Annotated in this window: 10 protein-coding genes; 6 read left to right on the forward strand and 4 right to left on the reverse strand. The window is 74.6% G+C overall.

Features of this window, described 5'->3' with window-relative positions; all coding sequences use genetic code 11:
- The first annotated feature begins 1 nt into the window (after nucleotide 1).
- On the forward strand, nucleotides 2-772 hold the full coding sequence (locus CFK38_RS08525; RefSeq protein ID WP_096802688.1) for an ABC transporter ATP-binding protein: 771 nt from the start codon (nucleotides 2-4) through the stop codon (nucleotides 770-772).
- A 42-nt stretch (nucleotides 773-814) separates the two neighbouring features.
- Here the strand turns inward: CFK38_RS08525 and CFK38_RS08530 are convergent, their stop codons facing one another.
- Both CFK38_RS08530 and CFK38_RS08535 read right to left on the reverse strand, forming a co-directional pair.
- Entirely contained in the window at nucleotides 815-1,525 is a 711-nt protein-coding gene (locus CFK38_RS08530) for a TIGR03089 family protein (RefSeq protein ID WP_096802689.1), read from the reverse strand.
- Nucleotides 1,522-2,556 carry a coenzyme F420-0:L-glutamate ligase gene (locus CFK38_RS08535; RefSeq protein WP_245850959.1) on the reverse strand — a complete coding sequence of 345 codons (1,035 nt, stop codon included), beginning with the start codon at nucleotides 2,554-2,556 and terminating at the stop codon, nucleotides 1,522-1,524. The genes CFK38_RS08530 and CFK38_RS08535 overlap by 4 nt, the downstream gene beginning before the upstream one ends.
- Before the next feature lie 227 nt (nucleotides 2,557-2,783).
- Between CFK38_RS08535 and CFK38_RS08540 the strand changes: the two genes are divergently transcribed.
- From CFK38_RS08540 to CFK38_RS08550, 3 genes are read left to right on the forward strand one after another with little or no spacing between them, the layout of a single operon-like run.
- Nucleotides 2,784-3,083, forward strand: a complete 300-nt coding sequence (locus CFK38_RS08540; protein WP_089064178.1) for a WhiB family transcriptional regulator — start codon at nucleotides 2,784-2,786, stop codon at nucleotides 3,081-3,083.
- A 12-nt stretch (nucleotides 3,084-3,095) separates the two neighbouring features.
- On the forward strand, nucleotides 3,096-6,467 hold the full coding sequence (locus CFK38_RS08545; RefSeq protein WP_096802691.1) for a glycosyltransferase family 2 protein: 3,372 nt from the start codon (nucleotides 3,096-3,098) through the stop codon (nucleotides 6,465-6,467).
- Nucleotides 6,460-8,091 (forward strand): DUF5719 family protein, encoded by a 1,632-nt coding sequence (locus CFK38_RS08550; RefSeq protein WP_245850961.1) that lies wholly within the window; start codon nucleotides 6,460-6,462, stop codon nucleotides 8,089-8,091. Before CFK38_RS08545 ends, CFK38_RS08550 begins: the two co-directional genes overlap by 8 nt.
- Nucleotides 8,092-8,130: 39 nt before the next feature.
- On the opposite strand, the gene CFK38_RS08555 is transcribed toward CFK38_RS08550, so the two are convergent.
- Entirely contained in the window at nucleotides 8,131-8,586 is a 456-nt protein-coding gene (locus CFK38_RS08555; RefSeq protein ID WP_096802692.1) for a metallopeptidase family protein, read from the reverse strand.
- Nucleotides 8,587-8,695: 109 nt separating this feature from the next.
- Between CFK38_RS08555 and CFK38_RS08560 the strand changes: the two genes are divergently transcribed.
- Together CFK38_RS08560 and CFK38_RS08565 are read left to right on the forward strand one after the other, a co-directional pair.
- Entirely contained in the window at nucleotides 8,696-9,082 is a 387-nt protein-coding gene (locus CFK38_RS08560) for a DUF3499 domain-containing protein (RefSeq protein ID WP_420835774.1), read from the forward strand.
- The gene (locus tag CFK38_RS08565; protein WP_096802694.1) at nucleotides 9,075-10,739 is read left to right on the forward strand and encodes a phosphohexomutase domain-containing protein; all 1,665 of its coding nucleotides are present in this window, start codon (nucleotides 9,075-9,077) and stop codon (nucleotides 10,737-10,739) included. The genes CFK38_RS08560 and CFK38_RS08565 overlap by 8 nt, the downstream gene beginning before the upstream one ends.
- 10 nt (nucleotides 10,740-10,749) lie before the next feature.
- Here the strand turns inward: CFK38_RS08565 and CFK38_RS08570 are convergent, their stop codons facing one another.
- The gene (locus CFK38_RS08570; protein WP_096802695.1) at nucleotides 10,750-11,610 is read right to left on the reverse strand and encodes an RDD family protein; all 861 of its coding nucleotides are present in this window, start codon (nucleotides 11,608-11,610) and stop codon (nucleotides 10,750-10,752) included.
- Nucleotides 11,611-11,677: the final 67 nt, after the last annotated feature.

Consider the following 11,677-nt stretch of genomic DNA (forward strand, 5'->3'; position numbering starts at 1 on the left):
GATGAGCCCGAACATCGAATCCGTCCCGGAGACCGCCGCAGTCCCCACCGACCGCGAGATGGTCCGCATCGAGCACGTCACCAAGCAGTTCTCGCTGCGCCACGATCACTCGCTCAAGGAGCTGGTGTTCTCGGCGCTGCAGCGCAAGAAGCTCGCCGACAGCTTCCTGGCGCTGGAGGACGTGGACCTCACCGTGAACGCGGGGGAGACCGTGGGACTGATCGGCTTCAACGGCTCGGGGAAGTCGACGCTGCTGAAGACCGTCTCCGGTGTGCTCTATCCGGACCGGGGACGGGTGCTGCTGCGCGGCCGCGTCGCGGGGCTGATCGAGGTGGGTGCCGGCTTCCACCCCGACCTCTCCGGGCGCGAGAACGTCTACCTCAACGGGGCCATCCTCGGCATGACCCGGGAGCAGATCGATGCGAAGTTCGACGAGATCGTCGCCTTCAGCGAGATCGAGGAGTTCATCGACACCGACGTGAAGTACTTCAGCTCGGGCATGTTCCTGCGCCTGGCCTTCGCCGTGGCCGTGCACACCGAACCGGACATCTTCCTGGTCGACGAGATCCTCTCCGTCGGCGACGAGCCGTTCCAGCGCAAGTGCCTCGAGCGGATCCGTGAGCTCCAGCAGGCCGGGCGCACCATGATCGTGGTCTCCCACGAGCTGGAGATGCTCGAGAAGCTGTGCACCCGGATCGTGGTCCTGCGCAAGGGCCGGGCGATCTTCGACGGCGATCCCACCGAGGCCGTCGCGACCCTGCGCGCCGGATGAGGCCCGGCCGGGCCCGGCCCGCCACTCGTGCGGACGCAGCGCTCAGCCGCGCGCGGTGACGCCCTCCTCGAGGGCCTGGCGCTCGGTGACCACCGCGGCGGGACCGACGATCCCGCCGCCCCCGAGCAGCGCCGCGAGCACCGGGGGGAGCGCGCCGAGCCCGTCGCCGTCCACCAGCAGGCGCGGGGGAGCGGAGGGGTCGCTCGCCGCGGGGGCGCCGGGCTGCGCCGCGGGGCCGCTCCACGCCGGCAGGGAGACGCCGAGCCGGTCGGAGCTCCCGCGCACCTCGGCCAGCCAGTCGTGGGCCAGCGGCGGCAGCTCCGCGCTGTAGCGGGGGGCGAGCGAGACGGCGTCGAGGGCGAGCACCTCGTCCGCGGCGTCGGCCAGCGGGGAGTCCGGCCGGTCCGTGATCACCACCCGCGGCTGCTTGGGACCGGGCGGGATCCCATCGGCGGGCTCCGCCTCCCGCTCGAGGACCGTCACCGCGGCGCCCAGCGCCCAGGACGCCAGCGCCAGTGCCAGCCGCTTCCAGTGCGCAGGGAGGTCCAGCACCACCTCGTCCCCGGGGGCGAGGTCGATCTCGTCGTGCAGGTGCCCGATCGACTTGATCACCCAGTTCGCCAGCACGTGACCGGACAGCTCGATCCGTGCGGCCTCGCCGTACCAGGCCAGCGCGGGGCGCGGGCCCGTCCGCTCGAGGGCGCGCAGCAGCTGCGCACCGGTCTGCGGCGAGGGGGCGGCGGAGGTGCTCATGAGGGCTCCTGGAGAGGGTCGGGGACGGAGATCTCGACCGTGATCTCCGGCAGCGGGGCGCCGAGGGACTCCGCCCCCAGCGCGGTGCGGACCCGCTCGGCGAGCGTCGCGGCGTGGATCAGCGCGGCCCCGGAGGCATCGGCGGCCTCCACCACGATATGCGGAGCCGACCCGTCCGGGCGGAGCGCTCGCACGGACGCGGTCGATGCCTCCTGACCCCGCCGGGGCACGGCCGCGACCGCCAGCGCCCGGGCGATCCGCTCCGCCGCCGGTTCGGGGGACATGCGGGCGATCGGCTCCTGCGCGGGGGCCAGCCCGAGCGCGACCCACACCGACTCGAGGCTGGGGCGAGGGAACCAGTCGTCCTCCCCCGTGCGGGAGAGGTCACGGGCCGGGACGTCCTGCGCCGTGGCGCCGGGCACTCCCCGCACCAGCGCGGCGGGCACCCCGCTGGACTTGCCCTTGACCAGGTCCGCGGCGGCCGCCAGCTCATCGGCGAGGTTCCGCACCGTGACGGTCAGGGGGCGGCCGTCCGCATCCGCGCCGCCGCGCAGATCCTGCAGGGCGGCGACACCGGCCGCCCCGAGGGCGATGTCGCCCACCCCGACCCGCCAGATCCGGGAGGAGGTGTCGGTCAGCAGCACTCCGAGATCCACGCCCAGCGCGGTGACCAGTGCCGCACGCAGCTCCCGCGCGCAGGCGTCGGGATCCTCGGGCAGCAGCAGCGGCCCGTCCGGGGCGTTGGAGGAGTCCACGCCGGCGGCCGCCATCACCGGGCCCGACGGGATCTGCACCACCGAGGTCACCACCTGGGTGTGCAGGCGGCGGGCGACCGTGCGCACCGCGGCGTCCGCGATGGCCTGCTCTCGCTGCGCAGGGGCGATGCGCAGGCCGAGGGCCTTGGAGACGACCTTGGTCGACAGGCACAGCACATCACCGTCCTGTGGCGCCAGCGGCCTCAGCGCCGCACCCAGCTGAGCGGCCAGGTCGTCGCCCTCGCGGATCTCGCCCAGACCGGTGACGGGCAGCACGTGGAGCTCGTCGCGCGGGGGGTCCGCGGGAGAGGATGGGGCCAGTGGTGACGGTGGCGGAGCAGCGGGCACGAGGGCCTCCCGGGACGTGGGTTCGAAGGTGATATGCAAGGCGACGCGCCGACGCCGCTTGACGGACCATAACTACACCGGTGTACTTTAGGCCCGACGAGCCTTCGGTGGTCAACGCATCGGTGGTCAATGCAGGAGTGGAAGGAGCGGTGGCGATGGACGAGAACCGTGTCGACGATGATGCGCGTGCAGAGCTGTCCCTGCTCGACGTCGCCGGGCAGGACTCCGATGACGCCGAGCTGACCTGGCAGGAGCGCGCGCTGTGCGCGCAGACCGACCCGGAGGCGTTCTTCCCCGAGAAGGGCGGCTCCACCCGTGAGGCCAAGAAGGTGTGCGTCTCCTGCGAGGTGCGCGCCGAGTGCCTGGAGTACGCCCTCGAGAACGATGAGCGCTTCGGGATCTGGGGCGGTCTGTCCGAGCGCGAGCGCCGCAAGCTCAAGCGCCGGGTGGTCTGACATCCTTCCCCGGTGAGCGACCGTCACATCACTGCGGTCGTCCTGTTGGACGGGACGACCACCGCGTCAACCCACGAGGCGCTCCGCACGGCGCTGTCGGCGCAGACCCGGCGACCGGACCGGGTCGTGGTCATCGCCCCCTCCGACCTCCCCGAGGACGTGCGCGAGGGCGTCGAGGCGGACCGCGCCGCCGGGAGCATGCACCGGGTCCTGCCGGTCTCCGCCGCAGTGAGCCGGGCCGGGGCGGTCCGGGAGATCCTCGAGACCCTCGACGACCCGGATGCCACCGCCCGGTCATCGGCGTCGTCGGCGTCGGACACCGAGGCGGGCGCTGCCACCGCGACGCCGCGCGCCGGTGGACGCCGTGCGCGCGATGTCGACAGCGTCGCCGTCGAGCGGGAACGGACCCAGCAGGCGGAGGACCTCGCCAAGGTGCCCCAGCGCCTGCGCCGACGGCGCTATCGCTCGGGCCGCCGGGTCGGCACCGCCGACGGCGCCGCCGGGGAGTCCTGGCTCTGGTTCGTGGTGGACGGCGCCCCGCCGGCGCCCGACGCCCTCGCGCACCAGCTGGAGATCGTCGAGGTGTCCCCGAACACCGCCGCGGTCGGCACCAAGCGGGTGCGGCACGCCGATCCGGGCGACCCCGAGGGGGCGGAGCAGCTCAGCGTCCAGGGCGCCGATGCGCTCGTGGACGTCGGCCTCACCCTCACCCACGGGGGACGGATCATCACCGGGGTCGACCCCGGCGAGATCGACCAGGGGCAGTCCGACTGGCGCCATGACGTGCTCGCGGTCCCCCTGCCGGGCATGCTGGTGCGTGAGCAGACGCTGCGGGAGGTCGGCGGCCTCGACCCGGACCTGCCCGCCCCCTGGGCGGAGATCGACCTGTGCCGTCGCATCTGGCGCGCCGGGGAGCGGGTGGCGGTGCAGTCCGCCGCCCGGGTCCTGCACCCGTACCCCACGAGACCTCTGCTCGACCGGCTCCAGGAGCAGCGCACAGGGCAGCACCTCGCACTGCTCAAGCAGCGCTCGCTCCCGCACGCCCTGCTGTCCCTGCTGCTCCTCCCGCTGGCGACCGGGCTGCGGATGGCCGCCGCGATCGCCGCCTCCGCCCCCCGCACCGCCCTGATGGAGCTGCGCGCCGCGGCGGCGGTGCTGCCCCGGGCGCGACGGGTGCTGTCCCGGGGCCTGCGCGAACGTCACCGGGCGCGGGTGCCGCGCGGACGCCTCGCCCCGCTCTACCTGCCGCGCGGGGAGGGGATGCGGCGCTGGGTCGAGGACACCTGGACCCGCCTCTTCGCCGACGACGACCGGCGACGGCAGATCCGCCGGACCACCTGGGGGATCGCCGGGACGCGCCACGGCCTCGACGACGCCGACTACGGGCGCCACATCGTCTGGACGGTGGTCGTGGCACTGGCCGCGACCGTGGTCGGACTGTTCACCCTGCGGGGGCTCTTCGGCCGCGGGGAGCTCGTCGGCCCCGGACTGCTCCCGATCCCCGAGAATCGCACGGACCTCTGGGACGCGGCGTGGGCGAGCTGGATCCCCGGCGGTCTGGGGGAGCGCGGTCCCGCGGACGCCCTCGTCCGCCTGCTGGGCCATCTGCCCCTCGGTGGGAACCTGCTCGTCGAGAGCCTGCTGTTCGCCGCCGTGCCCGCCAGTGCACTGCTGGCCTGGTGGGCCTCCGGAGCGCTGACCCGCGCAGTGGGGCCGCGCCTGGTGATCGCGAGCGTCTGGGCGCTCGCGCCGTCCCTGCTGGCCGCTCTCACCCTCGGTGCCTGGCCGCTGCTGCTGGTCCACCTCCTGCTCCCGCTGCTGGCGCTCGCGATCGGTCGGGCGATCGGGCTGCCCCACAAGGTCTCCCAGGCCAGCGTGTCCGCGGCGGCGGCCGCGGGGCTGGTGCTGCTGGTGATCGGTGCCGTGCAGCCGGTCCTGGTGGTGCTCGCCGCGGCGGCGCTGCTGCTGATCGCCGTGGCGGTGCCGGGTCGCCGGCGCCGACTGCTGTGGGTGCTGCTCCCCTCCCTCGCCCTGCACGGCCCGTACCTCCCGACCTACCTCGGACACCCCGAGACGGTGCTCGCCGTGGCAGGGGTGCCGGCCACCACGGCCACCGCGACGTCCATGGACCTGCTCACCCTGTGGCCGGTCGCCCCCGGCGTGCAGGAGGTGCTCACTGCGCTGGTGGGCCCGACCGCCGCCATGCTCCTGCCGCTGCTGCCCGTCGCCCCCGTGGTCCTCGCCGCGCTGTTCGCCCCGCTGCTCCCCGGTGCCGCCGGGCGGGTGGGTCGCTTCAGCCTGCTGCTGGCCGCTCTCGGAGTGCTGGCCGCGCTCCTGTCCCGCAGCACCTGGGTGGCGGTGGCCGACGGCCGGCTCGTCACCCCGTCGCCGCACGCCCTGCTCAGCGTCATCCTGCTGGCACTGGCCGTCGGGGCCGCCGCGACCTTCGACGCCCTCGCGCGACGCGAGGAGCACGACGGGCGTCTCCGGCGGGTCCTCACCGCCGCCCTCGGCACCCTCGTCGCCGCGGCCTGCCTGGTCTCGGTGACCGGCTGGACGCTGCTGCTGCCCGGTCAGCTCCGGGTGGATCGGGCCGAGAGCGGCGAGGTCCCCGCGGCCGCCGCGGACCAGGGCCTCACCGACGCCCGCTCACGCGTGCTGGTGCTCGCCCAGCTGCCGGACGGCTCGGTCGAGGCGCGGCTGGTCGTCCACGGCGGCGACTCCGTGACCCAGCACGCGGTGATCAACGACGCCCGGGACGTGGACACCGTCACCGCGGGCGGGCCGGTGGACGCCGATCCCGCCGCCACGGCGCTGCGGGAGGCGGTCGCGGGAGCGCTCTCCGACACGACCCCGAGCGGGGAGAACGGGGAACGGGCGGCACTCTCGGAGTTCGCCGTCGCCTACGTGGTGGTGCGCGGAGACCTCGAGGAGCAGGCGGAGCTGATGAGCACCCTCGACAGCTCCACCGAGCTGGAGAAGGTCACCGAGGGGTCCCGCGGTGGGATGTGGCGGGTCATCGGCGCAGCCCCTCGGGCGGTCGTCCGCGGCGGCGGGTCCCCGGTCCCTCTGGACAGCGGGGCCATCGACGCCGAGGGCACGGTGCCCGGCGACGACGCGGCACGCACCGTGGTGCTCGCCGAGCGCTTCGACACCCGGTGGCGGGCGACGCTCGACGGGGACGAGCTGGAGCCGGTCGCGGTGGACGGCTGGGCACAGGGGTTCGTGCTGCCTCCCGGCGCGGAGGGCGAGGTGGACGTGCACCGGGAGCAGCCGCTGCGGCTGCTCTGGCAGCTGCTCCTCTACGCCGCCGTCGCCCTGACCGCTCTGATCTCGATCCCGTGGCGGGTCCGTTCACGCTCGGTGGAGGAGATGTATGGCTGAGAGCACCGCCCCCGAGGAGCCCCGCGACCCTCTCGCGGAGCCGTCAGCGCGCCGTGGCGGGAGCCGACCGCTGCTCGCCCTGGCCGCGCTGATATCGCTCGCGCTCGCCGTCGGCGCCGTGGCCGTCACCCCGCCACCGGCACCGCAGACCGTGGAGCGTGCCGCCGCGCAGTCGCAGCCGGGAGCGAGCACGCGCTGGTGCCACGGCCCGTTGGAGCTGCCCGAGGGGCTGCTGGACGCGGGACCGGACGAGGACCTCGCCCTCACCCCGCCCAGCCCTGCCGTCTCGCTGCGCACGGTGTCCGTGGAACCCGCGTCCTCGCTGCTGTTCGGCCGCGTCAGCGCCTCGCGGACCCTGCAGGAGGACGACGGCTCCGTCCGCGCCCCCGCCATCGTGGCGGAGGCGGCGGACGGCTCCGTGCTCGGCGATGAGCCCGCCTCCCAGGATCTGGGGGCCTCCGTCCTGGGCGTGACGGGGGTGGAGGATGCCCCGCACGTGACCTCCGCGACCTCGGACGGCGGCCGGCCGGTCGCCGACACCGTCCAGAGCACGCTCACCGGCTCCGGCGACTACCGCTCCTTCGCGCTGACCCGCTGCGGGGAGCCGGTCACCGAGGCCTCCTTCCTCGGGGTCTCCACCGAGAAGGGCGACAGCGCCGTGCTGGTGCTGCGCAATCCGACCGAGCGCGCGGCCACCGCCTCCGTGCAGCTGTGGACCCAGGACGGCCCGGCCGCGATGGAGGGCCGCAGCCAGGTGGTCGTCGCCCCCGGCCAGGAGCAGAGGGTCCTGCTGGAGTCCGTGGCCCCGGGACAGGCCGCGGTCGGCGTGGGCGTCTCCGTGCTCGGCGCCCCCCTGTCCATGTACGTCCAGAGCACCGAGCGGGACGGCCTCACCCCGGGCGGCGCCGAGATCCTCGCACCGCTGCCCGCCGCCGGGACCGAGCTGATGATGCCCGGGGTGGAGGTCGCCGGCACCGCGCCCACCCTGGTGCTCGCGAACTCCCAGGGCAGCGCCACCACGGCGTCCGTCGAGGTGATCGGCCCGCAGGGACCGGTCGAGGCGGCAGTGCCGGAGACGATCGACCTGCCCGCCGGCACGGTGGTGAGCACTCCGCTGGAGGGTCTGCCGGACGGCACCTACGCCGTGATCGCCCGGTCCGAGTCCCCGGTCACCGCCGTCACCCGCAGCGAGCTCGCAGGAGCGGACCTGCCCGGGGACACCATCGGCGCGCCCGTCGACTTCGCCCTCGTCTCCCCGGCACCGGCGATCGGCTCCCACGCCCTGAGCAGTCTGCCCACCCAGGGCTCGGCCGGACAGCTGACGCTGATCGGCTCCATGGACTCCGCGGTGACCGTGATCCCGATGGCGGCCGACGGCTCCGCCGGCGAGCCGCTGAGCCTCGACGCCTCCGCGGACGCGACGGTCTCGCTGACCTCCGAGCAGCTGCAGATCGGCGAGGAGCGCGCGGTCGGGGTCACCGTCGTGCCCGAGGTGCCCGGCGCCGTGCACGCGAGCTGGTCCCAGCGGGAGAGCGACGGCACCGATGCCTCGCTGCTCTCCTCCCTCCCGGTGCTGCCGGCGCGCGGCGGCCAGGACCCCGTCACGGTGCGGTTGTCCCCCTGACACTCGACCGGGTCACCACGGCGGCTGGGCAGCGGACTGTCAGACCGTCCACGCCTCGGGGTCCACGTCCTCGGGGGCGATGCCGAGCAGCGATCCGATCTGCTCGGACAGCACCTGTCGCACCAGCGCCTCCAGCTCGCCGTCGTCCTCGCAGCGGGTCTGCAGCGGCCGCCGGAAGACGATCACCCGCGCGGGATGCTCCCGCGAGGGCGGGATCACGCGTCCCAGCAGCACCGTCGGCTCCTCCCAGGGTGCCGGATCGGCCGACGGCACCTCCTCGACCAGCACCTGCAGATGCGCGAGACGGCGGGGGAAGCGTTCGGCAAGCGCGGCACCGGCATCGGCCACCAGCTCGTCGAAGCGCTCCCGGCGGCTGCGGTAGCCGGGCAGATGGGGCGGGATCAGATCCCATCGTCGTCCCCGTCCGCGACGATCTCGGCGGCGGGGGCCCGGACGGGGGCCGGGTGCACCGGGGCGCAGCGGCTGGACATCCATGGACGCACTCTATCGGCCCCCGCCCGTCCAGCGATCCGAGGCGGTCCCGGCCGGGAGCGCCGGGCGCTCCGTCGGACATCTCCCGCCCCACCTGCGTAGACTGCAGGGCGTGCCTGCTCGAGAATGCTCCCGGACCGCCTGCTCCAGGCCCGCTGTCAGCTCGCTGACCTTCGTGTACGAGGATTCCACCGCCGTGCTGGGTCCACTGTCGCGCCTCAGCGAGCCGCACGCCTACGACCTCTGCCGGGAGCATGCCTCCCGGATGACCGCGCCCCGCGGCTGGGAGCTGCTGCGCGTCGCCGGTGGCGTCGGGGCCAGCGACGACCTGGTCGCGCTCGCCGATGCGGTGGCCCGGCGCCCGGAGCCGGAGCAGACGACGGCCCCGCAGGCCGCACCGTCCCGGCCCCCGCGGTCCTCCGGCGATCCCCGGCCCGCCGCACCGGGGGAGAAGACCTCCGCCCGCCACCTCCATGTCGTCAGGAGCCCCCATGACTGAGCCGCGACCGTCGCAGTCCGCCTCCGGGCGGGGACGCCACGACCTGTCCGGCATCGTCCTGGCCAATGACGTGCGCGGGCGAGCGGGGGAGACGCTCACGGTTCAGATCGCCCGAGCGTTCGGCGCGGCCTTCGCCGACCAGCTGGACGCCCCCGCGCTGATCGTCGCCCATGACATGCGCCTGAGCTCCCCGGAGCTGTCCCGGGCCGTGATCGACGGGGCGGTGCGCCGCGGCGCGATCGTCGCCGATGCGGGCCTGTCCTCGACCGATCAGCTCTACTGCGCCTCGGGCCGGCACCAGGCCGCGGGCGTCATGGTCACCGCCTCCCACAATCCGGCCGGGGACAACGGCTTCAAGCTGTGCCTGCCGGGCGCGCGCCCGGTGGGCCGCGCCTCCGGGCTCGAGGAGATCCGCCGCGCCGCCGAGGCCTATCTCGACGCCGGCGAGATCCCGATCCGCGGGGAGGGCCGCGCCGAGGGGATCGACACCCTGGCGGACTACGCCGCCGCGCTGCACGCCCTGGTGCCGCTGCCCGCGCAGCGCCGGGTGCGCGTGGTCGTCGATGCGGGCAACGGCATGGCCGGGCACACCGCGCCCGCCGTCCTCGGTGCGCTCGCGCAGGTCGACCTCATCGACCTCCATTTCGCGCTCGATGGCAGCTTCCCGCACCACCCGGCCGATCCGCTGCGTCCGGAGAACCTCCGTGACCTGCAGGCGGCCGTGCTCCGGGAGGACGCGGAGATCGGGCTCGCCTTCGACGGCGATGCCGATCGGTGCGTGGTCCTGGACGAGCGCGGGACGCCGGTGCCGCCGTCAGCGATCACCGCCCTGATCGCGCAGCGGGAGATCGCGCGCGCCCGGGCCGCCGGCCAGGAGCGCCCGGTGGTGGTCGCGAACCTGGTCTCCTCCCGCCACGTCGCCGAGACCGTCCACGAGGCCGGCGGCGAGCACGTGCGCACGCCCGTCGGCCATGCCGCCATCAAGACGCTCATGGCCGAGCACGATGCCGTGTTCGGCGGGGAGCATTCCGCCCACTTCTACTTCCGCGACTTCTACTTCGCCGATTCCGGCATGCTCGCGGCACTGCACGTGCTGGCCGCGCTCGCCGAGACCGACGGCACGGTGTCCGCGCTGGTCGCGGCCCATTCCCCGTACGTCGCCAGTGGAGAGCTCAACTCGACGGTGGCCGATGCCCCGGCCGCGCGCGAGCGGGTGCGTGCGCACGTCGGCACGTGGCCCGGCGTGCAGATGGACGATCTGGACGGACTCACCGCCCGGCACTGGGATGAGGACATCCCGGCCCGGGATCGCTGGTGGTTCTCCCTGCGCTCCTCGCACACCGAGCCGCTGCTGCGCCTGAACGTCGAGGCGGAGGACGAGGAGACGATGATCCGGATCCGCGACGAGATCCTCGCGATCGCTCAGTCCGAGGCGCCAGTGACCGCCGCGGCCCCCGCCGTCCGGCTGCCTGCTGGTGCCAGTGGCGCGGACGTCCCCGGATGGGTGCGATCGATCCTGCGCTGCCCGGACTGCGGCGACGAGCTGCGGGACGTCGAGCAGGCGCTGCAGTGCGTGGGCTGCGCCCGCGTCCACCCGGTCGAGGGCGGCATCCCGGTGCTCATCGCGGGCCGCCACGAGGCCCCGACCGCGCAGTGAGCCGCCGGGCTCAGCCGGTGAACGGCACCGCGCGGACCTCGGCGGACAGCTCCCGCTGCCGCTCCTGATTCCGGCGCAGCCGCACCTCGTCCCGTCGTGACCGCTCGGCGATCACCGCGGCGAGGAACTCCTCGGGATCGGTGCCGGGCGGGGGAGCCGGGGCCACGTGCGGCAGGGTGCGGCGCAGCAGGTCCCGCGACAGCTGGCGCCGGGACTCGGAGTTGATGATCGCGGCCCGGGGCAGGAACGAGCGGATGTCCTGCATCAGGGTGAGCGGCAGGCGGCCGACATCCGCGCCCAGCACCCAGTCGCGCAGCGAGGCCGGGACCTGGACCCGCTGCGGTGCCAGGTCGCGCATGCGCTCCTGGATCACCATGGTCCCGGCCAGCAGGTCGCCGAGCCGTCGGGACCTGCGATCGATCACCGCGCAGGTCAGTGCCACGGCGCCGGAGGTGGACCAGATCTCGAACATGGCCATCACCGCACGGATCAGGCTCTGGCGCACGTGCACCGGGCCGCCGTCGTCCCGCACCACCCGGGTGCCCATCACGAGCCGCCCCACCGACCGGCCGCGCAGCAGCAGCTCGCACAGCACCGGATAGCCGACGTAGGCGAGGACCGACATGGTCACGATCCCCGCGGCGATGAAGCCGTCGTCCAGCTCCGCCCGGGCGGCGGCCCACGCCATCCCGATCGTGCCCCCGACCAGCAGCACCAGCTGGAGCGCGCCGTCGATCAGGGCGGAGAGCATGCGGACGGCGAAGGAGGCGGCACGCAGGTCCAGCATCACCGCGTCCCCGGTGATCAGCGCGTCACGAGCGCCGGGGGAGGAGGCCGAGGGGGCCGCCGCGGTGGTGCTCGGGGGTGCCATGGCCCCATCCTGGCACCGCCGCGGCGCTCCCGTGAGCGTCGAGCGTCGGCTTCCGACGCCGCCGGGT

The organism is Brachybacterium vulturis (assembly GCF_002407185.1).
Lineage (GTDB): Bacteria > Actinomycetota > Actinomycetes > Actinomycetales > Dermabacteraceae > Brachybacterium > Brachybacterium vulturis.

What these genes read in the sequence shown, in the direction of transcription:
- CFK38_RS08525 (WP_096802688.1), top strand. Translation starts at nt 2, where the DNA reads ATGAGCCCGAACATCGAATCCGTCCCGGAGACCGCCGCAGTCCCCACC.
- CFK38_RS08565 (WP_096802694.1), top strand. Translation starts at nt 9,075, where the DNA reads ATGACTGAGCCGCGACCGTCGCAGTCCGCCTCCGGGCGGGGACGCCAC.
- CFK38_RS08550 (WP_245850961.1), top strand. Translation starts at nt 6,460, where the DNA reads ATGGCTGAGAGCACCGCCCCCGAGGAGCCCCGCGACCCTCTCGCGGAG.
- CFK38_RS08540 (WP_089064178.1), top strand. Translation starts at nt 2,784, where the DNA reads ATGGACGAGAACCGTGTCGACGATGATGCGCGTGCAGAGCTGTCCCTG.
- CFK38_RS08530 (WP_096802689.1), bottom strand. Translation starts at nt 1,525, where the DNA reads ATGAGCACCTCCGCCGCCCCCTCGCCGCAGACCGGTGCGCAGCTGCTG.
- CFK38_RS08570 (WP_096802695.1), bottom strand. Translation starts at nt 11,610, where the DNA reads ATGGCACCCCCGAGCACCACCGCGGCGGCCCCCTCGGCCTCCTCCCCC.
- CFK38_RS08555 (WP_096802692.1), bottom strand. Translation starts at nt 8,586, where the DNA reads ATGGATGTCCAGCCGCTGCGCCCCGGTGCACCCGGCCCCCGTCCGGGC.